Source organism: Acinetobacter sp. NEB 394 (assembly GCF_013374795.1).
Classification (GTDB): domain Bacteria; phylum Pseudomonadota; class Gammaproteobacteria; order Pseudomonadales; family Moraxellaceae; genus Acinetobacter; species Acinetobacter johnsonii.
This window is the reverse complement of sequence record NZ_CP055277.1, coordinates 180,443-205,538: the sequence shown is the minus strand read 5'-3', so window position 1 is coordinate 205,538 and position 25,096 is coordinate 180,443. Positions and strand designations below refer to the sequence as shown.

Genomic DNA, 25,096 nt, shown 5'->3' with positions numbered 1-25,096 from the left:
CATGCAAATCACGCGTTTAAACATCGAACGTGTTCGAAATCTCAGAACGGTTGCTCTCCATGGATTGCAACCGTTTAATGTTTTTTATGGACAAAATGGTTCAGGTAAAACCTCAATTTTAGAAGCCATTCATCTGCTGGCGACAGGGCGTTCCTTTCGCACCCATATTCCGAAACACTATATTCAAACCGATACCCAAGACGCGATTGTCTTTGCCCAATCCAGTTCTGAAAAAATAGGGATGCAAAAGCTGTTGTCTGGTGAACAGCTCATCAAGGTCAATGGCGACAATATTGCCACTCAAGGTCAATTAGCTAAAATCCTTCCTTTGCAACTGATTGATCCGCAAAGTACCGATATTATTGATCATGGTGCCAAGCCTAGACGGCAACTATTAGATTGGCTGATGTTCCACGTGGAACCTGAGTTTTATCATGCATGGCAATATTATTCACGGGCATTAAAACAGCGTAATAGTTTACTAAAAACACGACGGAATCTAAGTCTGGCAGATTTGGAGCCGTGGAACAAAATGCTTGGTGATTATGGGGAAATGCTGCATTCGCAGCGCGTCAGCATTGTGGAGCAGTGGAAGGGCTTTTTTGAGCAAGATTTAAAACACCTGCTGCCAGATATCGAGGTTCAGTTAGAATATAGCCCTGGCTTTCATACCGAGTTAGGGTTACTGAATGACCTGCAAAGTCATCATCAAAAAGACCTTGAACGGCGCTATACCGAGTATGGTCCACACAAGGCAGATTTGCGTTTAAAAACAAGCCTTGGCGATGCTGATGTCGTACTGTCACGTGGACAAAAAAAGCTGTTAATCATAGCCTTAAAACTGTCACAGATTGCAATGCTACATGCTTGTAATAAGGAAACTGTGGTATTATTAGATGATCTGACAGCAGAATTAGATTTAACAGCACAACAACGTTTAATTGAGCGATTGAGCCAACTGGGTAGTCAAGTTTTTATTACCACTTTAGAGTATGAATCAGTCAAAAATCACTTACATGATTTATCTATTTCTTATCAATTATTCTGTGTTGAAAACGGTCAAGTTCAAGTTGTCGCACAATGATTTTAGATTTTACCCATCACGGGATAGACCTATTTTTCGCTAGGGAGAAACCATGAGTTCAGAAGATCAACAAGCTGCTTCTCAAACGGAACAAACCACAGAAAAAGCTTATGATTCCTCTAGTATCAAAGTATTACGTGGATTGGACGCAGTACGTAAACGTCCGGGTATGTATATTGGCGATACGGATGATGGTTCAGGCTTACACCATATGGTGTTTGAGGTGGTGGATAATGCGATCGATGAGGCGCTTGCAGGTCACTGTGATGAAATTTTGGTGACGATTCACGAAGATGAATCTGTAAGTGTATCGGACAATGGGCGCGGTATTCCGACCGATATTCACCCTGAAGAAGGGGTTTCTGCCGCAGAAGTGATTTTAACCATTCTGCACGCAGGCGGTAAATTTGATGACAATAGCTACAAGGTTTCAGGTGGTCTACATGGTGTAGGCGTATCGGTTGTGAATGCCTTGTCACGTAAGTTGGAACTGACGATTCATCGTGCAGGTCATATTCATCAACAAGAATATAAACACGGTGATCCGGTTTACCCACTGACTGTTGTGGGGGATACGGATACCACAGGAACAACTGTCCGTTTTTGGCCAAGTGCTGAAACTTTTAGCCAAACCATTTTCAATGTCGATATTCTAGCGCGTCGTTTACGTGAATTGTCTTTCTTAAACGCGGGCGTGCGCATAGTTTTGCGTGACGAGCGTATTCATGCAGAACATGTGTTTGACTACGAAGGCGGTCTGTCTGAGTTTGTGAAATATATTAACCAAGGCAAAACCCATCTGAACGACATTTTCCATTTCACCGTACAGGCTGAAAATGGCATTGGTGTTGAAGTGGCGTTGCAGTGGAATGATACCTATCAAGAAAACGTACGTTGCTTTACCAACAACATTCCACAAAAAGATGGTGGAACGCATTTAGCGGGTTTCCGTGCGGCATTAACGCGTGGTCTAAACAGCTACATGGAAAACGAAAACTTACTCAAAAAAGAGAAAGTAGCGGTTTCTGGTGATGATGCACGTGAAGGTTTAACTGCGATTGTTTCAGTGAAAGTGCCTGATCCGAAGTTCTCTTCTCAGACCAAAGAAAAGTTGGTTTCAAGTGAAGTGAAACCTGCGGTTGAGCAGGCAATGAATAAATCATTCTCTGAATATTTGCTTGAAAACCCGCAAGCTGCAAAATCAATTGCAGGCAAAATCATTGATGCGGCACGTGCTCGTGATGCAGCACGTAAAGCGCGTGAAATGACGCGTCGTAAAAGTGCGTTAGACATTGCAGGCTTACCAGGTAAGCTCGCGGATTGCCAAGAAAAAGATCCAGCATTATCTGAATTGTATCTGGTCGAGGGTGACTCTGCGGGCGGTTCAGCTAAACAAGGTCGTAACCGTAAGATGCAAGCGATTTTACCGTTGAAAGGTAAAATCCTAAACGTGGAACGTGCGCGTTTTGACAAGATGATTTCATCTCAAGAAGTCGGCACCCTGATTACGGCATTGGGTTGTGGTATTGGTCGTGAAGAGTACAATCCGGACAAGTTGCGTTATCACAAAATCATCATCATGACCGATGCTGACGTGGATGGTTCGCATATTCGTACCCTATTGTTGACCTTCTTTTTCCGTCAAATGCCTGAGCTGGTGGAGCGTGGTTATATCTATATTGCTCAGCCACCGCTGTATAAGCTGAAAAAAGGCAAGCAAGAGCAGTATCTTAAAGATAATGATGCGCTTGAAACCTATTTAATTTCAAACGCGATTGATGAGCTTGAATTGCATATCAGCGATGCTGCACCTGCAATCCGTGGTGAAGCTTTAGCGAATGTGATTGCGGACTATCAAACGTCTCAGAAGAGCTTACAGCGTTTAACTGTACGTTATCCTGCCAGTGTCTTAGATGCGTTGATTTCGGTTGAAGGCTTTAAGCTTGATCAAAACCATGACCGAGCTTATGTAGAGCAGTGGGCTGAGCAAGTGCGTAGTGCTGTGGCAGAGATTCAACCGAGCTTGCGTCCAGAGTTAAGCTTAGAAACGTTTGAAAAAGAACTGGCGGATGGTCAAAAGATTGAGACTTACTTGCCTCGTATCACCATCTATGTACACAATCTGCCGCACAGCTATTTATTAGATGCAGGTTTATTGGGTTCTGGTGAATATGCACGTTTGTTGAAAAACTCCAAGAGCTGGTTTACGTTGTTGGAAGACGGTGCTTACCTACAAAAAGGCGATCGCAAGATTGCAGTCACCAACTTCCATCAGGTATGGCAGCATATTTTATCTGATTCTCGTCGTGGCATGATGATTCAGCGCTATAAAGGCTTGGGTGAGATGAATGCGGACCAGCTTTGGGAAACTACCATGGATCCTGAAAACCGTAACATGTTGCAAGTTACTATTCAGGATGCGATTGAAGCCGATCGTATGTTCTCTTGTTTGATGGGTGACGATGTGGAACCACGTCGTGCATTCATTGAGGAAAATGCATTGAATGCGGACATTGATGCCTAAGCGCTTTACAAAATAAGCCAAAAAAGCACCCTACGGGGTAATGCCAGTCAGTTAAGAAATTGACTGGCATTTTCTTGGATATTTTTGTGCTTTAATTTTCACTACTCGCGGACATTGCCTTTGCCTTTTTTCAGGTAATACAAATATTTTAGATTGTTCAAATAATTGTGCTAAATGTTTGGGTAGATTTCCTGCTGATTCTAAAGGTGTGTGCCTTAAGATATTGATAATACTCATAGATGCAATATGGAAACTGATCCTTAAAGGACTCACCTTTGCATGTTCAGCGATAAACCTCATCTGTCTTCTTAAGATATTATAAGCAATAAATACCCCCCACAATTCTTGATAGACCAAATCAGGTTGTTTGCTTCTTAAAATTCTTGCATCCTGTAAATCACTTTTAATTTCCCGATAACACATTTCTATTTCCCAACGCTGGATATAAAGCATTGCAAGGTCTTTGAATGGATAAACTTTAGAATCTGTTAATGATGTAATGTAACGTCTTATTTTTCCTGCATATTCAACTTCAATTAAACGTGCTTCCCAATAGTCACCCAATGACGGATTTATCTTTTTTGCTCTTGCTGAAACAGGCATTTTGATCTGAAAGTCATGGGCCGCATTATGATGAATCACTTCATAACGCAGGTTGTCCTTTGCTCGCATCAACCAATGACTCTCTTCTGCCTGAGATTGCCAACTTACTAAAAAATCAGCAGAGAAGTAAGCACGATCAAATAGGGTAATACTGCGAACTGGTGCTTTTAATTGACTGGCTAAGGTTAATTCACCTTGATCCATACTGCCAATTTGGGCATCAATCATTTCATGCGTATTGGTATTCACCAGGCAAGTCGCTCTGACTTGTGGGTAAGGGGCAGCTGCTGTTTTGCCTTTGGATGAACCAAAGTGCTTAAAGTTTTCTTCTGTATGAGGCATAGACCAAACAACACCATCTACAGCACAAACGCATAGACCGTGAAAGTTGCTATATTGTTGTTGTGAGTCTTTAAACCATGCCTGACTTAATGTCGAAAATAAAGCACTCATGGGCTCTAAGCCTAAGCGCTGTCTTGCTTGTACGGATGCACTCGGTACACAGTATTCTGCCGTACCGAAAACAAGTTGCAATTGTTGAACCACATACCAAATCGGTTGATTTCGAAATAGAGCAAGTCCGATCACCAGCCAAACAACATGTTCAGCAGGCAGTTTTCTTTTTCGAATTGATGCTTTACCTGTTTGGTTTAAGCAATCTTCAATCCAGTTTAAATCAATCAATTCACTGAATTGTGAAAGTGAAGGTAGGGTTTGTTTTAATGTTAAATCTAAATTCTGAGATAAATTCATAAAAAAAGAGCGTATTTACATACGCTCTTTTTACAGTATTTTAACTTTTTTTGCTTAACTGACTGGCATTAACCCTACGGGGTGCTTTTTTTTACAGCATTTTTTATGATTTTGAATAAAATATAAGCAGTGCACACTGTTATTAAACTGACTTATAGCGATGTCATGATGTGAGTATCAAGTCTTTTGCACAGTGCAAAATGTGAGGTCATTATGATGGATAACCAACTAGAACAAGTACGCGACATTTGGGTGAATGCTTTTTTTACAGGTAATTATGAGGTTTTAGCTCAATATGAAGATGAGCATTTTAAAGTGGTCTATGAACAAGCTGATCGTGTAGAGAGTAACTATACGCGCTATGAAAAGATCGCGCATGCTGTGAAAAATGGCGTTTGGAAACCTCAAAAACCCGACGTCGAATTTGAAGAATTTGAGTTTGATCGTGACCAAACACGCTGTCAGGTCTTGATCGGTTTGGTTGAAAATCGCCAACAAATCCAAGAAACATGGGTCTTCGATCAGGGATGGAAAATACAAGAATTACGTTTTTTAAAGGCGCAAAGAGCTGTATTAAATTAAGGAAAAAGAGCGCAAAAAAGAGGATGGATTTGCCTAAAACAACTGAATAAATAAACAACATTAGCCTGTGGATAAATAAAAATAGCACTTTATATCAGTTGCTAAAATACGTATAATTTTATCCACAGCTGCTTTAAGTGTGGTTTTAAATTTAAAACCATGCGTTATTTTTTAAATTTAAATCGGATCTTTTAAATTTATTCCCTCTTTTTAAATTCAAAACTTGTTGTGTTGAAAGGTGCATGTCTGAACATGATGGATATTCGCTGTCTGTTGTGAAGGTTGTATTTGGCTTTAAGCTGTGAAATGCATGGAAATAGGGCTGTATATAGTTGAATATTCAATTAATTAAGCTAAATTAAACAATCTAATTTTTTGCTTTTTAAGAATATCTAAACAATAAGAAACAATCAATTTATTGATTTATTTATTAAGAAATAATTTTAATTTCAATCACTTATGATTTCTTAAAATGCTCAGACTATTTGGGTGCATTTCCTATTGAGTTATATGCATAGACCGAAAAGGCACGTTTTTCGAGATCGATTGGTGTTGCAGCAAAGTAAATCAATCAAAATGGTTAAGACATAAAAATGCCCGCCATGCATAAACAGAGCGGGCAGGGTTTGTAACTGCTAATTGAAATCTACTTATTTCTATACTATTATATACAACATGAGTAAATATGTAAGCATTAGCGTTGCAGCTAAAACATTAGGTGTTTCCATTCAAACATTAAGGCGTTGGGATGAAGAAGGCACTTTGGTTGCAGATCGAACCCCTAAAAATCATAGACGATATGATCTGAGTAAGATCACGCCTGAGCAAATACACAAGCCCGATAGTCAACTTCAAAGGAAAACCATTGCATACGCAAGGGTATCGAGTCATGACCAAAAAGAAGATTTAATTCGACAGCAACAAGTTCTTGAAATGTACTGTGCAAATCAAGGTTGGACGTTTGAATTAATCTCCGATCTTGGTTCGGGTATGAACTATAGAAAAAAAGGCTTAAATAAGCTGCTAGAAGCAATCATGAATGATGAAATCGGACGTTTGGTTTTAACGCATAAAGATCGCTTATTGCGGTTTGGTGCTGAGTTGGTTTTTGCCTTATGTGAAGCTAAAAGCGTGGAGATCGTCATTCTTAATAAGGGTGAAAATTTGTCTTTTGAGGAAGAACTTGCTCAAGATGTTTTGGAAATCATTACAGTGTTTTCGGCAAGATTATATGGTAGTCGTAGTAAGAAAAACCAAAAGTTAATACAGGCAGTCAAAGACGCACTATGAGCCGATTCATACGAGGGCATGTAATCCAATTACTGCCAAATAATAAGCAAGCAAGTCATTTCGCTCAAGCGAGTGGTGTTGCTCGTTTGTCGTATAATTGGGCTTTAAAAGAATGGCAACGTCAATATAAAGCAGATAAGGAATATAGAGATCAGTGTGACTATTATGGCGTTCAGGTGGATAAAAAACTTCTAAATAAACCATCCGAAGCTAAAATAAGAAAGCACTTAAACTCGTTCAAGCGTGAGAAATACCCTTTCATGCTTAAAGTGACCAAATGTGCGCCACAACTTGCGATTAAGCAATTGGGTAGTTCATTTGATCGTTTTTTTAATGGTCAATCCAAATATCCAAAGCCTAGAAAAAAAGGCGTAGATGATCGCTTCTCATTATCAAATGACCAATTCAGCATTAAAGATAGAAAAATTAGTATCCCAAACTTGGGTTGGGTAAAAATGACTGAGGATTTGCGTTATCAAGGAAAAATATTATCAGCGAAAATATTTAAACAGGGTGGTAAGTGGTTTGCTTCGATTGCTGTTGAATTAAATCAGCCTGAGAAACTTCACCCCAAAACAGGTTTATCTGTTGGTATTGATTTAGGTGTTTCCAGTCTTGCCACTTTATCTAATGGCGAGGTTGTTCCATCAAGTGCGCCACTAAAGAAACAGCTTGCCAAGTTAAGACGACTTGCTAAGTCTTTTAGCCGTAAAAAGAAAGGTAGTCAAAACAGAGAAAAAGCGAAAACCAAGCTCTCTCGTTTGCACTACAAAATATCATGCTTGAGAAAAAACAATCTTCATCAAGTCACATCTGATTTAGTTAAGCGATTCGATCTGATTGCGATTGAGGATTTAAATGTGAAAGGTATGGTACAAAACCGTAAGCTCTCAAGAGCCATATCGGATATGGGCTTTTATGAGTTCAAGCGACAGTTGATTTACAAGGCTAAACAGCATGGCAAATCAATACTTTCTGTTGGACGATTCTTTCCAAGCAGCAAGATGTGTTCGAATTGTGGTGAATTAAACCAAAACCTGACACTTGCAATGCGTGAGTGGCGATGTTCATGTAACACCCTGCATCACAGGGATATTAATGCTGCCATCAATATTCTAAAACATGCAGATAAAGAATTGGTGGCTACATAAGCCACCAATGGCGGTGAGTTACACCGTGACAGCCTATGGAATTGAGGTAATCCCAAGCGCAATAGCAATTGGTTCTTGATGATGAAGTAGGAATTAAACATTAAACCCACGTAAGTAGGTTTAAGTAGGTTTTAAATAACGGTGTATGAGGAAAGATTATTCGTTTTCGAATGAGCTTTCGAGCTCTTCAAGTTCCATCATCAGCTCTAGCATTTGTTCTTCAGCTTCACTGACTTGGTTTTTAAGTTCGGTTTGCTCATTCATCAGTTTCATGAGTTCATCTTTGCGTGCAGCGTCATATAGGCCAGCATCACCGAGTAAACTTTCAATTTCGAGTAAACGTGGCTGGTGTTTTTCCAGTAGGCTTTCACATTTTTCGATATTTTTACGAATCGGGCGCGTTTGTTCACGGCGTTGTGCGGCCAATTTACGCTGCGCTTCTTTATCAACCTTTGAAACCATAGTTTTTTGAGTACTGACTTTAGACACGATCGGTGCTACGATTCCGCCTTGTTTAATCATTTCTAGGCGCGCTTGGCGTAACCAGTTGGCATAATCGTGTAGATCACCTTCAAATTCGGTCGATTTTCCAGCATGGACTAAAATGAGGTCATCACATACGCTGGCAATCAGTTGGCGTTCATGCGAAACCAAGACCACAGCACCTTCATAGTCTTGTAAAGCCATGGTCAGGGCATGGCGCATATCTAAGTCTAAATGGTTGGTCGGTTCATCTAGAATCAACACATTGGGACGTAACCATACGATTAAAGCCAATGCCAAACGCGCACGCTCACCGCCAGAGAAGCTCTCGCAAGGGGTATCCATTCGCTCGCCACTAAAGCCGAAACTGCCTAAAAAGGCACGTAAGGTCGCTTCACTGATTTTTTTATCTGCAATCCGTGCCAATTGCAGCATTGGGCTGGCCGACTCATCCAGTGAATCCATTTGATGCTGTGCAAAATAGCCAATATTCAGCAGTTCTGAGGCTTTGCGTTGTCCTGCCAATAAAGGTAAATCGCCGACCAAGGATTTGATTAAAGTTGATTTACCTGCACCATTCATCCCCAATAAGCCAATTCGGCTCGTTGGGGTAATTTGTATGTTGATATTGGTGGCAATCAGTTTGTCGCCATAACCAATATCAGCCTGTTCTAAAGTCAGCAGTGGTGAACTCATTTTAGTGGGTTCACGGAAGCTAAAGGTAAATGGGGTATCGACATGCGCAGGCGCAAGCAGCTGCATCCGTTCCAATTGTTTAATTCGGCTTTGTGCCTGACGTGCTTTAGTGGCTTGGGCTTTAAAACGGTCAATATATTTTTGAATATGCGCCCGTGTTTCGAGCTGCTTTTCATAGGCTTGTTGTTGTTGTGCTAAACGTTCAGCACGAGTGGTTTCAAAGGTGGAATAGTTGCCGCTATAGAGGGTGAGTTCTTGATTTTCGATATGTAAAATACGGTTGGTAATCGCATCTAAGAAATCACGATCATGCGAAATTAAAATCAGGGTGCCCGTATAGGCATTTAACCAATCTTCTAACCATAAAATAGCATCGAGATCCAAGTGGTTGGTCGGTTCATCCAGTAATAATAGATCCGAACGGCTCATCAAAGTACGCGCTAAGTTTAAACGCATTCGCCATCCACCAGAGAAACTCGAAACCAAGAGTTGGTTTTGATGTTCCATAAAACCCAGACCCGCCATAAGCTGAGCGGCTTTAGCGGGCGCGGAATAACCGTTAATTTCGTCGAATCGGCCATGTAAATCAGCCAGTTCAGTGTCAGTTAACTGTTCAGGATGGTTGAGCTGTTGTTGAATGTTCCAATATTCTTCATCACCGGTCAGGACGAAATCAATCGCGGCCATATCTAAGGCTTTTACTTCCTGCGCCATGTGCGCCACTGTCCATACGGCAGGGCGGCTTAGGGTGCCATCATCAGGACCGATCGAGCCTAAGAGCGCAGCAAACAGGGTTGATTTTCCAGCACCGTTGACACCGGTAAGACCAACTTTCCAACCCGGATGGATTTGCATGGAGGCTTTTTGAAATAACACTCGTCCACCACGGCGCAATGAAACTTGATCAAGCTGAATCATGGAACTATCAAATATCAGAAAAAGGTGCGCCTATTCTAATGGATGCGTCAGCAAAAGACTAAACATTCAAAATTTATCTGAACTGAAATCTCTAAGGGTTTCTTTATAAGGGGAGGATGAAACTATTTGACCTTTGGTCGGAAAGCTAAAAGTTGACCTTTTTTGAGCTATATTGAGGAATAGCACACAGATATATTTCCCCCAGTAAAACAAAAAACATGAAGGGATAATAATGAAAAGAAAAGGAATTTTTATTTTATCGACGCTAGCACTGTGCGGCTTCTCAAGTATGGTGCAGGCGAAGCAGCAGGTGTGTGTCTTCGACCTATTGGGTAAAGCAGGGGAATCTTATAAATTCTTAGAAGAATTGGCTTTGGTCAGTAAAAAATGGGGTGCACAGGTACAGTTGATTTCATTTCAGGACGAAGACTTAGCCGATAAAGCTTTTCAAAATGATAAATGCGATGCGGTGTATATGACCTCGATGCGCGCGCGCACCTATAACAAGTTCGCAGGTTCGATTGATGCCTTAGGCGGAGTACCAAGCAATAAAATTGCACAAAAGGCGGTGGAATATGTACTCGATCCCAGAAATACCAAGCGCATGACTACTACGCTGCAAGGGGACAGTTATGAAGTGGCAGGCATTGGCTTGATTGGTTCAGCCTATATTTTTGTAAAGGACCGAAGTCTAAATACCATCGAAAAAGCGCAAGGTAAAAAATTTGCCATTCTGCATTATGACCGGGCACAACGGGTGATGGTAGAGCGAGTGGGCGCTGTACCTGTGATGTCGGATATTTCCAACTTTATAAAAAAGTTTAATACAGGCGAAGTCGATGTGGTTGCTGCACCTGCATATGCCTATAAACCCTTAGAAATTGAAAAAGGTCTAGGCTCTAAAGGGGCTATGCTTAACTTTCCCGTGGTCAATGTCACTGCAGATTTAATTGTCAGACCCGAGCGTTTTCCTGCTCAATTTGGCGAGCAATCACGGCAATGGTTTTTGCAAAAAATTCCGCAATCCTTTGCTATGGTCCAGCGACTTGAAGCTGCGATTCCCAGTAAAATCAAAATGCAGCTCAGCAAAGAAGACAAAGAAAAATATCAGCGTTTGCTACGGGAAGGGCGCATTGATTTAACCAAACAAGGGGTCTATGACCCAGGCATGATGCGCGTGTTAAAAAAAGCCCGTTGTACGGTTGAACGCACCAATTTTGAATGTTCATTGGGCGGTGAATAAGGCGAAAATCTGTATTTCTTTGTAATATTAAGCATCATTCATGTAAAAAGGATGATGCAGAGTTTTTATTTTAATATGATGAATTTAAAATGCTTTTAATAATCCTGTGAAAATAAAAATGAGAGAAAAGAAAAAATTTGCCCAATTGACAGTAATTTTTGAGTAAATGCTCTATTTTTTTAATTTTAACTTGCTTAATATTTTGCATGTGTATGGACACCTGTCAAACAACAAAACGAACAAGGACACAAGAATGAAAAAATTAACCCTCGCACTCGCTGCTTTTTCTGCTTTGGGTGTAGCGTCGACAGCACAAGCGGCTAAAGTGGACATCTGTGTATTTGACTTGCTTGGCAAATCTGGTGAGTCGTATCAAATGGCGCAAGAATGGGCTTTGGCGGCAAAAGGCTGGGGAGCTGAAATTAATTTGATCCCTCGTCAAGATGAAGCCGTTGCCGACAACGACTTTAAAGCAGGCAAGTGTGATGGCGTGTTTATGACCGCTATGCGTGCACGCCAGTACAATAAATTTGTCGGTTCTATTGATGCATTGGGCGGTGCTCCAAGCAATGCTATTGCACAACGTGCGATTACTTTTGCATTGGATCAGCGTAATGCGACCAAAATGGTGACCAATCTTGGGGGTAAAAAATATGAAGTGGCAGGGATTGCACCTTTAGGTTCAGCTTTTATTTTTGTGCGCGATAAAAGTATTAATTCCATTGAAAAAGCGGCAGGTAAAAAGTTTGCAGTCTTGGGCTATGACGATGCCCAAAAAATCATGGTACAACGCGTCGGTGCGCAAGCTGTGATTTCCGATGTGTCTAACTTTGTGGCGAAGTTTAATAATGGTCAAGTTGATATGGTCGGGGCACCGGCTTATGCTTATAAACCTTTAGAAATTTATAAAGGTTTAGGCACGAACGGCGCCATGTTTAACTTCCCTGTACTACAAGTGACAGCTGACTTTGTGATTCGCCCAGATCAATTTCCCGCAGGCTTTGGACAAAAATCGCGAGATTGGTTTGTGAAAAACCTACCGAAAAGCATCGCGATGATTGGTCGTTTAGAAGCAGGCATTCCTGCAAAATACAAAATGAATCTTACAGCAGAAGACAAAACCAAATATCAAAAAATGTTACGTGATGGTCGGATGGATATGACCAAACGAGGCATCTATGATCCAGCAATGATGTCGGTCTTGAAAAAAGCCCGTTGCTCGGTGGATAAAGCCAACTTTGAATGCTCACTGGGCGGTGAGTAATTTGCCGAGTGTAATCAAAGAAAGCTCAGTTTAAATTGAGCTTTCTTTTTTGCTTTTAATCGACCGATTTAAATGGATTTGAAGCAGCTAATTTGTATAGCGCGCAGGAAATGAGTGGTTTTGAACCGAGTGCATTGTCATTCGGGGCATTAAAAAATAACAAAGAGCAGAAGTGAATGGCTCATCACAATAAACAACAATAAGTCAAAAGGAAGATACATGAAACAGTGGATGAAAAGCCTGAGCGTCGGGACATTAGTCATTTCTGCAACAGCGATGGCGCAAGCCAAACAAGTGGTTTGTGTATTCGACTTGGTCGGTAAAAATGGTGATGTGTATAGCCTGATGAAAGATTATCAGTTGGCGGCTAAAAACTGGGGCGCGGATATTGAACTGCGGGTCGGACAAAACGAAGCCGTGATTGCTGAGGATTTTAAAGCAGGAAAATGCGATGCCATTAGTGTTACGGGCATGCGCGGGCGCCAATTTAACGCGTTTACAGGTTCACTTGACGCGATTGGTGCGATTCCCGATCTCAATTTAGCGGTTAAAGTGATGCAAGGCTTGGCCAGTCCAACTTTTGCTAAACATATGGTCAATGGTAAGTACGAGGTCGCAGGTGTGATTCCTGTGGGGGATGCCTTTTTATTGGTGAATGACCGTAGCATCAATACCGTAGCGAAAGCCGCAGGCAAGAAAATTGCGGTTTTAGACTATGACCAAGCGCAAAAGGTTATGGTTCAACAAATTGGTGCGCAAGCTGTGAGTGCCGATGTCACGAACTTTGGTGCAAAGTTCAATAATGGTCAAGTCGATATTATTGGTGCGCCTGCAGCGGTTTTTAAACCGTTGGAATTACATAAAGGCTTGGGGACGAAAGGGGCGATTGTAAATTATCCGATTTTACAGGTCACAGGTAATATCATCATTCGTCCAGATAAATTTCCTGCAGGTTATGGACAAAAATCACGGGAATGGGTCAAAGGCCAGCTGCCACGTGCATTCGGTATTTTGGGTAAAATGAAAGCTGAAATTCCGCAAAAATATTGGATGCAGGTGCCCGCTGCAGATCAACCCGGTTATCAAAAGATGATGCGGGAAGCACGAATTGATCTCACCAACCGCGGTATTTACGATAAGCGAATGATGAAACTGTTATGGCAATTCCGTTGTAAACAAGCGGCGAAAAACTTTGAATGTGGACTACAGGATGAAAATTACAAACAATCTTGAGAAAATTAGTCTGATTTGACTTTAAATATTCAAATAGGGACCATATATTGAGTATGCTATACTCGAAATATGGTCTTTTTGATTTGAAAGACAGCTGAACCGAACTGAGGAATCTAAGATGAATGCCCAAGCACTTGAACTAAGCGACAATGCCGCAAATAAAGTACGTCAATTACGTGACAGTGAAGGGAATCAGGATTTAATGCTTCGTGTATATGTCACGGGCGGTGGTTGTTCAGGTTTTTCTTATGGTTTTAACTTTGCTGAAAACCAAAATGAAGACGACGCAGAATTTATCAATGGTGATGTGAAAATGTTGGTTGACTCATTGAGTTATCAATATTTGGTCGGTTCAGTGGTGGATTATATTGAAGGTTTAGAAGGTTCACGTTTCATCGTGCAAAACCCAAATGCAACAACGACCTGTGGTTGTGGTTCATCTTTCTCGATCTAAGCCTGATCTGATTAAAAAAGCCCTCATGATGAGGGCTTTTTTATGTGCAATCATTCACTTTCAATCGAGTTTAATTGCATCGAGTAAGTCAAAAATAATCGTGGTGACATCTTGGCTTAAGTCACGGTTATTAAAAACTTCATAGGCAGTAATGGTGACATCGGTGTCACTCGGTAACAGTTTCTGTTCTTCTTCGATCAAGTCATTGATCGGTAAAAGCGTCTGTTTCACTTCCAGATGTAAAACATCCTTAAACTCTAAATTTTCATCTTCAAGTTCTAACAGCTGCTCGTTAAAATAGGGCAATAGAATAGAATGGAGATAAGGTTGAATCTCAACAATATCAAAGATTTCGATATCACGAGTTTCTTCAATCGTACTGATGTGGTCATTTACTTCGATTAAGATATGGTAGTAACTCACATTCGTCTCCAAAGCTTCTAGTGGATATTCAATTATTTACAATAACACGAACCCGAGTCAAGATGTGCTGTGATTGTATTTCATACACATATTAAAATTAGGGGATTTTTTTAGTAATTCATCATTTCAACGGGCATTAAACAATGCAATATCGGCACTTTGTAAACGGAAATGCTGCATATCTTGCTCTTCTAGCATTGGGTACATCAGGGCTTTCGGATCATTATGATGTTTCATTCCGAGGGCATGGCCAAATTCATGCGCTAAAGTCAGACGTAAGTCTTCTTTGGACTTAAACTCATAAATATGAATTTCACGCCCATTGAACAGTCCTTTATCAAATAGACGGGGTTGGAAGCGTTGGTTGAACTGGTCGATGGCCCGATTATGGCCTTGATCTAAACGATTCAGCTCATCTACCTTTTGGTTGTAGGCATTCACTTGCAGATTAAAGCTGGCAATTTGTTGGTCTAAAAAGTGTTGCTGTTGACGCAGCTGCGCCAAACTCTGTTGTACGGCCGCTTGCTGCGAAGCAGGAACTCCGCCGTGCTGGTTATACTGACGGATCATGGCATTATAGTTTTGACTAAGTTCCTGCAGACTCTGTTTTTGCGCATCTAAAGCCCCTGAGTGGCGTGCCAGATTTTGTTGCATGGCTTTGAGTTCAGTATTTTTTTGACTCAGCCCGTGTTCATTTTGTGTCAGTTTAGACAGTTGATCACGGCGTTGTACCGACTCATCTTGACGTTGGTCATAAATGAGTCGAATACTGAGCCGAGCATTGGGGTCATAGACAAAGTAGTCTTGGCCTAAACCCTGTTTCCAAATATCCGTGGCTTGCTGGCTAATGTACTTTAACTCATGTTCACTAAGACCAAAACGCGGATCGACTTCCGCAATACGATAGCGAATACGCTGATCGAATGGATGAGTGAGCCGATCCAGCAGTGGATTGAGGCGCAGCTGGGGCTGTTGCATATTTTGATACAGAATCAACCCTAAAAAGCCCAGTAAAGCAAACAAGAGACTTTGACGCATATTTCTTCATATATCTTTATTTTTAGATACTTTAGCGTAAAAAATACCTTTGCAACATAAAAAATATGTCTTCTCTGTGGACTTAAATTATCCCCAGTCCTGTCAGGCTTTGTTTGACCAGTTGCTCACGCACGCTGGCTGAAATCCCTGTTTTCATATGCATATTCAAAGCAAAATACACTTTTTCACCTGTTGCTGTTTCGACCCAGCCTGTCCACCAGCCCACTTGCGGTTCTAGGTCCATACCCCAGCCTGATTTGGCGTAGAGTTTATAATTCGGTTTTTGTTCAATCAGCAGCATGTGTTGTACTGCATGTTGCACATCTGGTTTAAAAGCGAGTTGTGTATTGGCCAGCTTCTCTACAAAAAGGACTTCTTGAACAGGCGTAATTTGCAGTGGACCGACTAACCAAAAATTATCGACAACGGTGCCAATCTGTTGATTGCCATATCCAATGCGCTGTACTTCTTTTTGCATCAGGTCTAGACCAATGCGCCGTGCTAGCTCCTGATAAACGGGAACGGCAGATGCTTGCATGGCTTGCCCTAAAGTCATGTCTTTTTCCCAGGCAGGGAAACTACGCTTTTGACCATCCCATTTAAACACCTCGGTGCTGGTTGCTTTACCATGTTCTAGTCCGATTAAGGCATTCAGCATTTTAAAGGTAGAGGCCGGTACATAGGGTGTCTGAGCACGGCTCAAGTCATTGCCGTAGCTGTGTAAGCCATGTTTATCCTTAATGACAATCACCCCCGTGGTTTGGAGTTGATCGAAGGCTTGTTGGATCTGCTGCTGCGCGCTTTGCTGCTGTTGGTTTTTAGCTGTTTCTACGGAGGGGGTTATTGTGGTACATGCGGAACTGAAGGTTGTAATGAGGGCGATGAGGCCCAATTGTAAATTTTTCATGGGGGGCTAAGATCTAAACTTTTTATCAGCCTAATGTAAAAGTGGAATGTGAAACAACAATATTTAGGTAATAAAAAACCGCGCTTTCGCGCGGTTTTTTATTAAAGAGACAAATTATTTTTTGTCATCTTTTACTTCAGTGAACTCAGCATCTACAACGCCATCGTCCGCTTTTTGTTGTTGACCAGCGTCACCGCCAAATGCATTCGGGTCGAAACCTTCAGCACCGCCTTGACCTTGCGCAGCTTCATAAGCGCGTTGCGTGATCGGCATGATGATGTTTTGAAGTGCTTCAGTTTTCGCTTTGATGTCTTCTACATCATTTTCTTTGGTCGAAGTTTCAAGCTCAGCGACTGCAGTTTCAACAGCAGTTTTTTCGTCAGCAGTTACTTGCTCGCCTAGATCTTTTACTGCTTTTTGAGCAGAAGATACCAATGCATCCGCTTCGTTACGTGCTTTCGCAAGTTCTTCGAACTTACGGTCTTCTTCAGCATTCGCTTCAGCATCTTTGATCATTGCTTCGATTTCAGCATCAGACAAACCTGAGTTTGCTTTAATCTGGATTGATTGCTCTTTACCCGTGCTCTTATCTTTAGCCGATACTTTTAAGATACCGTCAGCGTTAATGTCGAACGATACTTCAATTTGTGGCACACCACGTGGAGCAGGTGGAATGTCGCCCAATTGGAAGTTACCCAACAATTTGTTTTGCTGTGCCATTTTACGTTCACCTTGGAACACAGAAATGTCTACAGCAGGTTGGTTGTCCGCAGCAGTTGAGAACACTTGAGATTTCTTCGCAGGAATCGTGGTGTTTTTCTCAATAATTGCTGTTAACACGCCGCCCATGGTTTCGATACCAAGTGTCAACGGAGTAACGTCAAGAAGAAGTACGTCAGTTTTGTCACCAGACAATACCGCACCTTGAATCGCAGCACCCATTGCTACCGCTTCGTCAGGGTTCACGTCTTTACGTGGTTCACGACCGAAGAACTCTTGTACTTTTTGTTGTACAAGTGGCATACGAGACTGACCACCCACCAAGATCACATCAGAAATCTCAGAAGTTGAAAGACCTGCATCTTTAAGTGCAATACGGCAAGGCTCGATTGTACGTTCAACCAAATCAGCCACTAAACCTTCAAGTTTCGCACGCGTTACGTTGATCACTAAGTGTTTAGGACCAGTTGCGTCCGCCGTGATGTACGGAAGGTTAATTTCAGTTGCATTTGATGAAGAAAGCTCGATTTTTGCTTTTTCAGCTGCTTCTTTCAAACGTTGTAATGCAAGTGGATCTTGTTTCAAGTTGAAGTTTTGTTCTTTCTTGAACTCTTCAACCAAGAACTCGATTAACGCGTTATCGAAGTCTTCACCGCCAAGGAAGGTATCACCGTTAGTCGACAATACTTCAATTTGTTGGTCGCCATCTAAGTCAGCGATTTCAATGATAGATACGTCAAAAGTACCACCACCTAAGTCGTAAACTGCGATTTTACGGTCGCCTTCTTTTTTGTCCATACCGAACGCAAGTGCCGCAGCCGTTGGTTCGTTGATGATACGTTTAACATCAAGACCTGCAATTTTACCTGCATCTTTAGTCGCTTGACGTTGTGCATCGTTAAAGTAAGCAGGAACAGTAATCACCGCTTCAGTAACCGTTTCACCTAAATAATCTTCTGCAGTTTTCTTCATCTTTTTCAAGATTTCAGCAGAGATTTGTTGTGGTGCAAGTTTCTTGTCGTTTACATCAACCCAAGCATCACCATTATCTGCTTTGATGATTTTGTAAGGGACAAGACCGATGTCCTTTTGAACCGCTTGGTCTTGATACTTACGACCGATCAAACGTTTGATCGCGAATAATGTGTTTTTAGGGTTAGTCACTGCTTGACGTTTTGCAGACTGACCCACCAAGATTTCGCCATCTTTATACGCAATAATCGATGGTGTTGTACGTGCACCTTCAGCGTTGTCGATCACTTTAACTTTGTCGCCTTCAAGTACAGCGACACAAGAGTTTGTTGTACCTAAGTCAATACCAATGATTTTAGCCATTTGGATGATTCCTCAAAAATTTTTGCAATGTTTTTGCTTGTTATTCGATATGAGAGCCGTTCAATTTTTTTCAAGTGATAATCACGAAAAAATTTCAAAAACTCTCGAATTTATAGGGCTTATGCGCCAACCATGACCATTGCTGGACGGAGCAAACGACCATTTAAGGTATAACCTTTTTGTAATACCGTTCCGATCTCGTTGGCTTTCGCATTTGGATCAATCCCGACTGCTTGATGCAAGTCCGCATTGAAACCATTTGCTGTATCAACTGCAACCACACCAAATTTTTCCAGTGCAGTCAGTAACGATTTCAACGTCAGTTCCACACCTTCAAACATTGGTGTTTTTTCTTCACCCGATGCACTAATGGCACGTTCTAAATTATCCACTGAGTCAAGTAACTCTTTTGCGAATTTTTCGAGAACAGTGTCTTTATGCTTATCTGATTCACGTTGAATACGCTCTACACTTTTTTGTGCTTCGTATACAGCATTTGCAGTGCGTGCTTTTTCAAGCTTTAAGCTTTCTTCAAGATTGGTAATTTGAGCTTGTAAATCCTCAACTGAAACTTCAGCTTGCTCCGTTTCAGCTTGAGTTTGCGCTGTTTGTGAATCCGCTTGCTCTTGCCCTAGATCTTGAGCTTCTTGATTTTGCTCAGTCGCCATTGATTTACTCCGTTTAAATGGGTTCTTAAACATGTACAGTCCTTCAGGCATCAGTGTTAACTGGGTTAATCTGAACTGCCATGCGTTATTGAATTCAGGATTACTACAAAAGGTCGGGGCAACAGCCAAAAATTCAAGCGGCTTCAGTGATTAATTCATGTATTTTTGGTAAAAAATTGCTGAAATCAGGCTTTCTTGGTGCTTATTCTGTCCGAAGGTCCATTTCCAATCTGGCTTTAGTTTTTTTATGTTGAAAAAGGCTAATCGTTACATTGAATTATTTTAATCAAATTTATCTGTTTTACTAATTTTTCGATTGTCCACATAATGAGTTCATCAGCGGTGATCATACTTTGTGGAGAGAGCAAAGTATGGTGACTGCGACCTATTTTGATAGCTTGGGGAAACCCTCCTAATTTAGAGATTTAGGTTTTTGAATAGTACGTCTCCCAAAAGTACTTTATTCAGTGCAAAGGTATAATGCTGTCAGGATGCTTCGAGCTTTGTGCTCAAAATTCGATTTTTAAGGCTGTAGTTTCTGTATTTTTGTATGCTTTTTCGAGCTTAATCCGCCTTGGATTAAGCTTTTTTTTGCTTCAAATTTAAAAATAACATTATTTAATCGTGTATCAGCATACAAGAGTTCTGCAATGCTGAAGAGTTGATGGTCTAAGCACTGAGTTCCTATTTGTGCTGCTAGTCGAAGAGAGAAACAATGAAGAATCAGTACATTAACTTGCGTTGCTGTTGAGATGTAGGATTAAGGCTGCATTTGTGCGCAATTAATAAAAAATTGCACAAGTTGTACTCGAGTCTGCAAAAACTACAACTCAGCACGTGTGTAAAAGTTTTCGGATTTGACAAAGATAGGCAGGGTAAAGTTTGGCTTTGCTATTTTGTATGACGTAAAAGGAAATGAAAGAATGTTAAATAAGAAAACTGCATTATTGTCTCTAGCGCTTTTAGGTTCAGCATTTGCCATTGTGGGCTGTAGCTCAAATGAAACCAATACAGCGCCTGAGTCCGCTCAAGTGACCACTGCACCGGATGCAACAGCAACCGTTGAGGGGAGTGCTGGAGTCGAGGTTCAAGCAGATCCTGCGGCTCAGATTGAACCCATCCAATCTACACCTGCGACAACACAACAATAAAGCTTAAAAGAGAACTTCTCTTACATTCGCTTTGTTAAAGACCTTCACAGGATGCCGTGAAGGTCTTTTTTTTAAGGGTAAATAATTAGAAGCTGTTCAGCCGTGTTATTTCATCAGTCTGATGTACGATGACGATTTTATCGTTCTTGACGTGAGTTATCCCAACCTTTGTTTTTATCGCGGCGTTGATCATCGGGACGTTGCTTACGATCCTTATGGGATTGTTTGCGTCGATCTTCAGTCCGTTGACGCTCTTGCTCACGACGTTTGCGTTCGGCATTTTGTCGTTGCTGACGCTCAGCATCATAACGTTTACGTTCTTGGTTTAATCGCTCTTGATCACGCTTTTTCTGTTGCCAGTCGTGATGACGTTGGTTAGCGATCCGTTTGCGCTCAGCTTCAATACGTTGCCGTTCTTGTTCGCGGTTTTGGCGTTCCCATTCAGCATGTCTTTGGCGGTTTCGGTCTGCCTCGCGACGTTCGCGTTCGATACGGTTTTGTCGTTGTTGGTATTCCCAACGTTGGCGGTCTCGTTCACGTTCATAGCGATCATGTTGGTCGTAGCGTCGATCATCATAATCATAGCGGTGGTCGTAGCGTCCGTCATAATAGCCATCCTCGGGAAAAGCCACACAACCAACAAACAAGGTGCTGATGAGCGAGAGGAATATTATTTTTTTAGTCATGGCAGGTCTCCTTCATAAAACGGAGTAGCAAAACACTCCTAAATCGGCATAAAAATTGTCAATGACAAGCTCTTAAAAGAAGATTAGCGTATAGGGCGTATTGCTATGTATCTTGATGTGAAGACTTATATAAGAGAATGGTCACATAAGTGATGATCATGTAGAGAATATGAAGAACGATAAAAGGATATTATTGATATGGGCGTGTTGAATCAAACTTTACAACAATGGATGGAACAAGGCCAAGGCACTGCGGCACGTATGATTGATCGCTTACCGACAGTAGCACAAGAAGGCCTGGTGAAAGCACTAGGTTATCCTCACCAGTTTGAACAACTGGACCCCTTTATTAAATGCTTAATGGCGGCTCAATATAAGCAAGGCAAATCGGGCTTTATTTTTGAAGACTACCACCGTTCGCGTAAATTGTTTGATCATCAAATTCAAATGTTGACCGCCAAACCCAGCACGGTAAAACAAGTGGAGGATTTACGTCTACCTTTACAAAGTGGAACTGTGTTTGCGCGGCATTATCATCCTGCACCGAATAAGAAACTTCCGATGCTGGTGTTTTATCATGGCGGCGGCTTCGTGGTCGGCAGTCTCGACAGTCATGATGAAGTCTGTCGCTTACTGGCGATCCATGCCAAAGTGCAGGTGCTCAGTATTGATTATCCTTTGGCGCCAGAAGTTGGCCCGAATTTATTAATTCAATCTTGTGAAGATGCTTTGGCTTGGGTCTATCAAAACCGTCGTCAGTTCAAAATTTTGAAAAACCGAATTGCGGTGGCTGGCGATAGTGCCGGTGGTAATATCAGTGCCGTGGTGGCGCAGCGAACTGCTGCAAAAGCTTATGCGCCAAGTGCACAACTGTTAATTTACCCCGTGGTCGATTTCAAAAGTCGCCATCCATCGTTCTTTGCTTATAAAGATGGACTGACCTTAACGGGGCAAGATGTCGATAGAGTGACCTCGTTGTATGCTGAACAACATCAGGTAGCTCTGGATGATCCTATTGTTTCGCCGACTTATGGCGTATTAAAAAGTGTCGCACCCGCTTTTGTCATCACCGCAGGTCATGATTTATTGCATGATGAAGGTGAAATTTATGCCATCAAATTAAAGCAGCAGGGCAATAAGGTTTATTATCAGAATTATCTAGATCAACCTCATGGGTTTGTGAACTTCACCATCATTTCTCGTCGAGCAAAAAAAATCACCATAGAAATGGCAAAGAACTTTAGGAAATTTTGGGATAAGAATACCAAATAAAAAAGCATGAATTTTCAAAAGAATGTTTCACGTGGAACATTCTTTTTTTATTTAGGGCGGATTTTGGCTTCTGGAAAAACGAGCTGAAAACTCGGGACATAAAAACTTTGTAGAGCCTTGGCTTGGCCAAAGTCTGGGAAGAGGGTGGTATGGTTTTGCCATTCAAATTTTTTCAGTTTTATTAGCTTTGCGCGAAACTGTGGAGAAAACTCATAGCGTTGACCTTGCCATGCTTGTTGTATTTTGAGCATGGAACGTGGAATGTGATGACTATTAATATAAAACGGACGTGCCTTTTTGCATTGGGTGAGTGTTAAACACAGGGTTTGGTCTTGAGTGCTGAGTTGACATTGTGTTGTTTCGTGCTGCGTATGCCAGTCAAACTGAGCGAACTCTTTCGGAATGCCCCAAAGTTGTTGACCATGTTCAACTGAAATCTGTGTAGACACATAAATTTTAGGAATCGAGCTTAATCGCCGTTTGCTCAGTAAAGGGTGGTCGAGCAAAAGCAGTTCATCATAAGGTCCAACAGGGGATTGATGATAACGCACCAACATGACTTGAACCACACGACCAATCGGGGACGGGGCGATACGAAACGCTTTATATTGTCGGATAAATTGCGGACTGATCCAATAATTCAAAATAAAGGCTTCACCTTGTAAATGCCAAGGTGGAAATTGACTCAATTGAGACAGGGCTAAAGCTTCATTCATCGTTATTCTCGTTTTCTTAGAAGAAGTAGTGTTTTATTTATCCATTGGAGCGTAAAACCTCGGGGTTTAGCCCATAGGTATCTACACAATTTCCGAGCTTTGCGTTAAATTGAAGAGCATGCTCTTCAATTTAACATCTCTGGTCTGGATCAGCGTCTTGTCAAACGTTATAACAGCCTTGTAAAACTCAATATGAATCCTCTTGCTTCACTTGCTCCCGCAATCAAAGACCTGGCCTCTACCCAAAAGTCGAGTTTCTCAACTACACAGGCTGTTTGGCGATTCCTGAATAATAATAAAATCTCTTTTAGTCAATTAAACCAGCCGATTAAGCTTCTTGCATGCGAACAGATCAAGACATCACCGCATCAGTATGCATTAATCGTTCATGACTGGTCTCAACTGCAGTATGTGAAGCACAGTCATAAGGTTCAGCGTCTTCAAAGAACAGAGGCGAATTCAGGCTATGAATTGCAAAGCAGTTTACTTGTCGATGCGTCATCAGGGCTCCCAATTGCGCCATTAGCTCAGACGCTAACAGATGCATCCGGCTGTTATTCCACATTCAGTGAACAATACAGCGAGCGCAAGTCCCATTTGGACTCACTCGCAGAACAAATCAAAACGATTGAACAGTATCCGATTGAGAAAACAAAAGTCCATATCATTGACCGTGAAGGAGACTCGATTGCCCACTTGAGGGAAATCAGCAGCCATGGTTTCAAATGGTTGATTCGGGCCAAAGAAAGCCATCGGATTGAGCATCAAGGGGAAACCTACAAAGTTGCAGAAGTCGCAGAAAAAGTAGTAACTCAGCAAGTTAAGCCGATTGCTTATAAAGGAAACAGGCATATGCTGCATGTTGGAGAAACCGATATTCGGATAACGCGTGCAGCAAAACCGAAGAGAAAAGATGATTTAGGCCAACGGGTTGCTCCCCAGCCAGGCAAGGCAGTTACAGCCAGATTAATTGTTGCTGTGGTGAAAGATGCTCAAGGTAAAACAGTCGCGAGATGGTCGCTGATCAGCAATGTTTCTTCAGAGATTGATGCGGTAGAATTAACCACCTGGTATTACTGGCGCTGGACAATTGAGTGCTATTTCAAGCTTCTGAAGCAGGCAGGCCATGACGTTGAATCATGGCTTCAGACCACACCTGCAGCGATTTTAAGACGGCTCCTGATCAGCAGTATGGCGTGTGTACTGACTTGGCGAATACAGCGTTCTGAAGATGAACAAAATCAGAAAATTCGTATATTTCTGGCCCGTCTTTCAGGCCGACAGCAGAAGAGAGGTAAGTTGGAAAGTGCACCTGCAATATTGGCAGGACTTTCGATTTTACTGAACACTCTTCAACTGCTCTCAGAATATTCAATAGATGAACTGAATGAAATCGCAACAATTGCATTAGGTACATCAAGATGTGTAGATACCTATGGGTTTAGCCCGAGGATATAAGCGAGTGGCGTAAGCCATTAATGCGGTGTTTGCTGTTGTTGAATATATTGTTTAACAATTCCAATTGGCGCACCGCCACATGAAGCAGCGAAGTAACTAGGCGACCACAAAGCACTGCCCCATAGCTTGTTTTTAATTTCAGGGTGTTTGGTTCTTACAATGCGACTTGAAGCACCCTTTAAACTATTCACTAAGCTAGAAATTGCTATTTTAGGTGGATAATTCACAAGCAAATGAACATGATCGTGTTCACCATCAAACTCTACCAACTCGGCTTCAAAGTCTAAGCAGATACGCTCAAACACTTCACGCATTGTTTCAAGCATTGCTTTGGTAAAAACATCTCTACGGTATTTAGCCACAAAGACTAAATGTACATGCATATTAAAAACACAGTGGCGACCTGTTCTAATCTCTTGACTATTGCTCATAGACCAAATATAT

22 protein-coding genes are annotated in these 25,096 nt (G+C 41.6%); 12 read left to right on the top strand and 10 right to left on the bottom strand.

Annotation, left to right across the window (positions count from 1 at the left end; all coding sequences use genetic code 11):
* The first annotated feature begins 1 nt into the window (after window position 1).
* Window positions 2-1,084 (top strand): DNA replication/repair protein RecF, encoded by a 1,083-nt coding sequence (gene recF, locus HUK62_RS00925; RefSeq protein ID WP_078390109.1) that lies wholly within the window; start codon window positions 2-4, stop codon window positions 1,082-1,084.
* A 52-nt stretch (window positions 1,085-1,136) separates the two neighbouring features.
* Window positions 1,137-3,608: a DNA topoisomerase (ATP-hydrolyzing) subunit B gene (gyrB, locus tag HUK62_RS00920; protein WP_004697421.1), complete on the top strand. Its 2,472-nt coding sequence runs from the start codon at window positions 1,137-1,139 to the stop codon at window positions 3,606-3,608.
* Window positions 3,609-3,659: 51 nt separating this feature from the next.
* On the opposite strand, the gene HUK62_RS00915 is transcribed toward gyrB, so the two are convergent.
* Window positions 3,660-4,964 carry an IS4 family transposase gene (locus HUK62_RS00915; RefSeq protein ID WP_168525014.1) on the bottom strand — a complete coding sequence of 435 codons (1,305 nt, stop codon included), beginning with the start codon at window positions 4,962-4,964 and terminating at the stop codon, window positions 3,660-3,662.
* 213 nt (window positions 4,965-5,177) lie between these two features.
* On the opposite strand from HUK62_RS00915, the gene HUK62_RS00910 reads away from it, so the two are divergent.
* The 3 genes from HUK62_RS00910 (at window position 5,178) to HUK62_RS00900 (ending at window position 7,987) form a co-directional block, all read left to right on the top strand.
* On the top strand, window positions 5,178-5,546 hold the full coding sequence (locus HUK62_RS00910) for a hypothetical protein (RefSeq protein WP_004977712.1): 369 nt from the start codon (window positions 5,178-5,180) through the stop codon (window positions 5,544-5,546).
* 675 nt (window positions 5,547-6,221) lie between these two features.
* Window positions 6,222-6,836, top strand: coding sequence for an IS607 family transposase (locus tag HUK62_RS00905; protein WP_005402019.1), 615 nt, complete (start codon window positions 6,222-6,224; stop codon window positions 6,834-6,836).
* Window positions 6,833-7,987 carry an RNA-guided endonuclease TnpB family protein gene (locus tag HUK62_RS00900; protein WP_005402020.1) on the top strand — a complete coding sequence of 385 codons (1,155 nt, stop codon included), beginning with the start codon at window positions 6,833-6,835 and terminating at the stop codon, window positions 7,985-7,987. Before HUK62_RS00905 ends, HUK62_RS00900 begins: the two co-directional genes overlap by 4 nt.
* Window positions 7,988-8,143: 156 nt before the next feature.
* On the opposite strand, the gene HUK62_RS00895 is transcribed toward HUK62_RS00900, so the two are convergent.
* On the bottom strand, window positions 8,144-10,084 hold the full coding sequence (locus HUK62_RS00895; RefSeq protein ID WP_176536841.1) for an ATP-binding cassette domain-containing protein: 1,941 nt from the start codon (window positions 10,082-10,084) through the stop codon (window positions 8,144-8,146).
* Window positions 10,085-10,316: 232 nt separating this feature from the next.
* Here HUK62_RS00895 and HUK62_RS00890 point away from each other — a divergent pair, with 232 nt between their 5' ends.
* From HUK62_RS00890 to erpA, 4 genes are all read left to right on the top strand, one after another.
* Window positions 10,317-11,327, top strand: a complete 1,011-nt coding sequence (locus HUK62_RS00890; RefSeq protein ID WP_176536840.1) for a putative solute-binding protein — start codon at window positions 10,317-10,319, stop codon at window positions 11,325-11,327.
* A gap of 253 nt (window positions 11,328-11,580) precedes the next feature.
* Complete coding sequence (locus HUK62_RS00885) at window positions 11,581-12,591, top strand: putative solute-binding protein (protein WP_058951454.1); 1,011 nt, start codon at window positions 11,581-11,583, stop codon at window positions 12,589-12,591.
* 219 nt (window positions 12,592-12,810) lie between these two features.
* Window positions 12,811-13,824 carry a putative solute-binding protein gene (locus HUK62_RS00880; protein ID WP_130234843.1) on the top strand — a complete coding sequence of 338 codons (1,014 nt, stop codon included), beginning with the start codon at window positions 12,811-12,813 and terminating at the stop codon, window positions 13,822-13,824.
* 118 nt (window positions 13,825-13,942) lie between these two features.
* Complete coding sequence (gene erpA, locus HUK62_RS00875; RefSeq protein ID WP_004697409.1) at window positions 13,943-14,278, top strand: iron-sulfur cluster insertion protein ErpA; 336 nt, start codon at window positions 13,943-13,945, stop codon at window positions 14,276-14,278.
* A gap of 60 nt (window positions 14,279-14,338) precedes the next feature.
* On the opposite strand, the gene HUK62_RS00870 is transcribed toward erpA, so the two are convergent.
* From HUK62_RS00870 to grpE, 5 genes are all read right to left on the bottom strand, one after another.
* Window positions 14,339-14,713: a hypothetical protein gene (locus HUK62_RS00870; protein WP_005401765.1), complete on the bottom strand. Its 375-nt coding sequence runs from the start codon at window positions 14,711-14,713 to the stop codon at window positions 14,339-14,341.
* Between the two features lie 114 nt (window positions 14,714-14,827).
* Entirely contained in the window at window positions 14,828-15,739 is a 912-nt protein-coding gene (locus HUK62_RS00865; RefSeq protein WP_176536839.1) for a matrixin family metalloprotease, read from the bottom strand.
* An 82-nt stretch (window positions 15,740-15,821) separates the two neighbouring features.
* The gene (gene blaOXA / locus HUK62_RS00860; protein WP_176536838.1) at window positions 15,822-16,646 is read right to left on the bottom strand and encodes an OXA-211 family carbapenem-hydrolyzing class D beta-lactamase; all 825 of its coding nucleotides are present in this window, start codon (window positions 16,644-16,646) and stop codon (window positions 15,822-15,824) included.
* A gap of 114 nt (window positions 16,647-16,760) precedes the next feature.
* On the bottom strand, window positions 16,761-18,701 hold the full coding sequence (gene dnaK, locus HUK62_RS00855; protein ID WP_176536837.1) for a molecular chaperone DnaK: 1,941 nt from the start codon (window positions 18,699-18,701) through the stop codon (window positions 16,761-16,763).
* A 119-nt stretch (window positions 18,702-18,820) separates the two neighbouring features.
* Entirely contained in the window at window positions 18,821-19,369 is a 549-nt protein-coding gene (gene grpE / locus HUK62_RS00850) for a nucleotide exchange factor GrpE (protein WP_039890837.1), read from the bottom strand.
* 923 nt (window positions 19,370-20,292) lie between these two features.
* Between grpE and HUK62_RS00845 the strand changes: the two genes are divergently transcribed.
* Window positions 20,293-20,520 (top strand): hypothetical protein, encoded by a 228-nt coding sequence (locus HUK62_RS00845; RefSeq protein WP_039890835.1) that lies wholly within the window; start codon window positions 20,293-20,295, stop codon window positions 20,518-20,520.
* A gap of 137 nt (window positions 20,521-20,657) precedes the next feature.
* On the opposite strand, the gene HUK62_RS00840 is transcribed toward HUK62_RS00845, so the two are convergent.
* The gene (locus HUK62_RS00840; RefSeq protein ID WP_176536836.1) at window positions 20,658-21,206 is read right to left on the bottom strand and encodes a hypothetical protein; all 549 of its coding nucleotides are present in this window, start codon (window positions 21,204-21,206) and stop codon (window positions 20,658-20,660) included.
* 198 nt (window positions 21,207-21,404) lie between these two features.
* On the opposite strand from HUK62_RS00840, the gene HUK62_RS00835 reads away from it, so the two are divergent.
* Window positions 21,405-22,478, top strand: a complete 1,074-nt coding sequence (locus HUK62_RS00835; protein WP_176536835.1) for an alpha/beta hydrolase — start codon at window positions 21,405-21,407, stop codon at window positions 22,476-22,478.
* Between the two features lie 47 nt (window positions 22,479-22,525).
* Here the strand turns inward: HUK62_RS00835 and HUK62_RS00830 are convergent, their stop codons facing one another.
* Window positions 22,526-23,194, bottom strand: a complete 669-nt coding sequence (locus tag HUK62_RS00830) for an acetoacetate decarboxylase family protein (protein WP_005401739.1) — start codon at window positions 23,192-23,194, stop codon at window positions 22,526-22,528.
* A gap of 192 nt (window positions 23,195-23,386) precedes the next feature.
* On the opposite strand from HUK62_RS00830, the gene HUK62_RS00825 reads away from it, so the two are divergent.
* Window positions 23,387-24,652, top strand: a complete 1,266-nt coding sequence (locus HUK62_RS00825) for a transposase (RefSeq protein WP_176536834.1) — start codon at window positions 23,387-23,389, stop codon at window positions 24,650-24,652.
* Window positions 24,653-24,669: 17 nt separating this feature from the next.
* Here the strand turns inward: HUK62_RS00825 and tnpA are convergent, their stop codons facing one another.
* The gene (gene tnpA / locus HUK62_RS00820; protein ID WP_005402021.1) at window positions 24,670-25,083 is read right to left on the bottom strand and encodes an IS200/IS605 family transposase; all 414 of its coding nucleotides are present in this window, start codon (window positions 25,081-25,083) and stop codon (window positions 24,670-24,672) included.
* Window positions 25,084-25,096 lie beyond the last annotated feature (13 nt).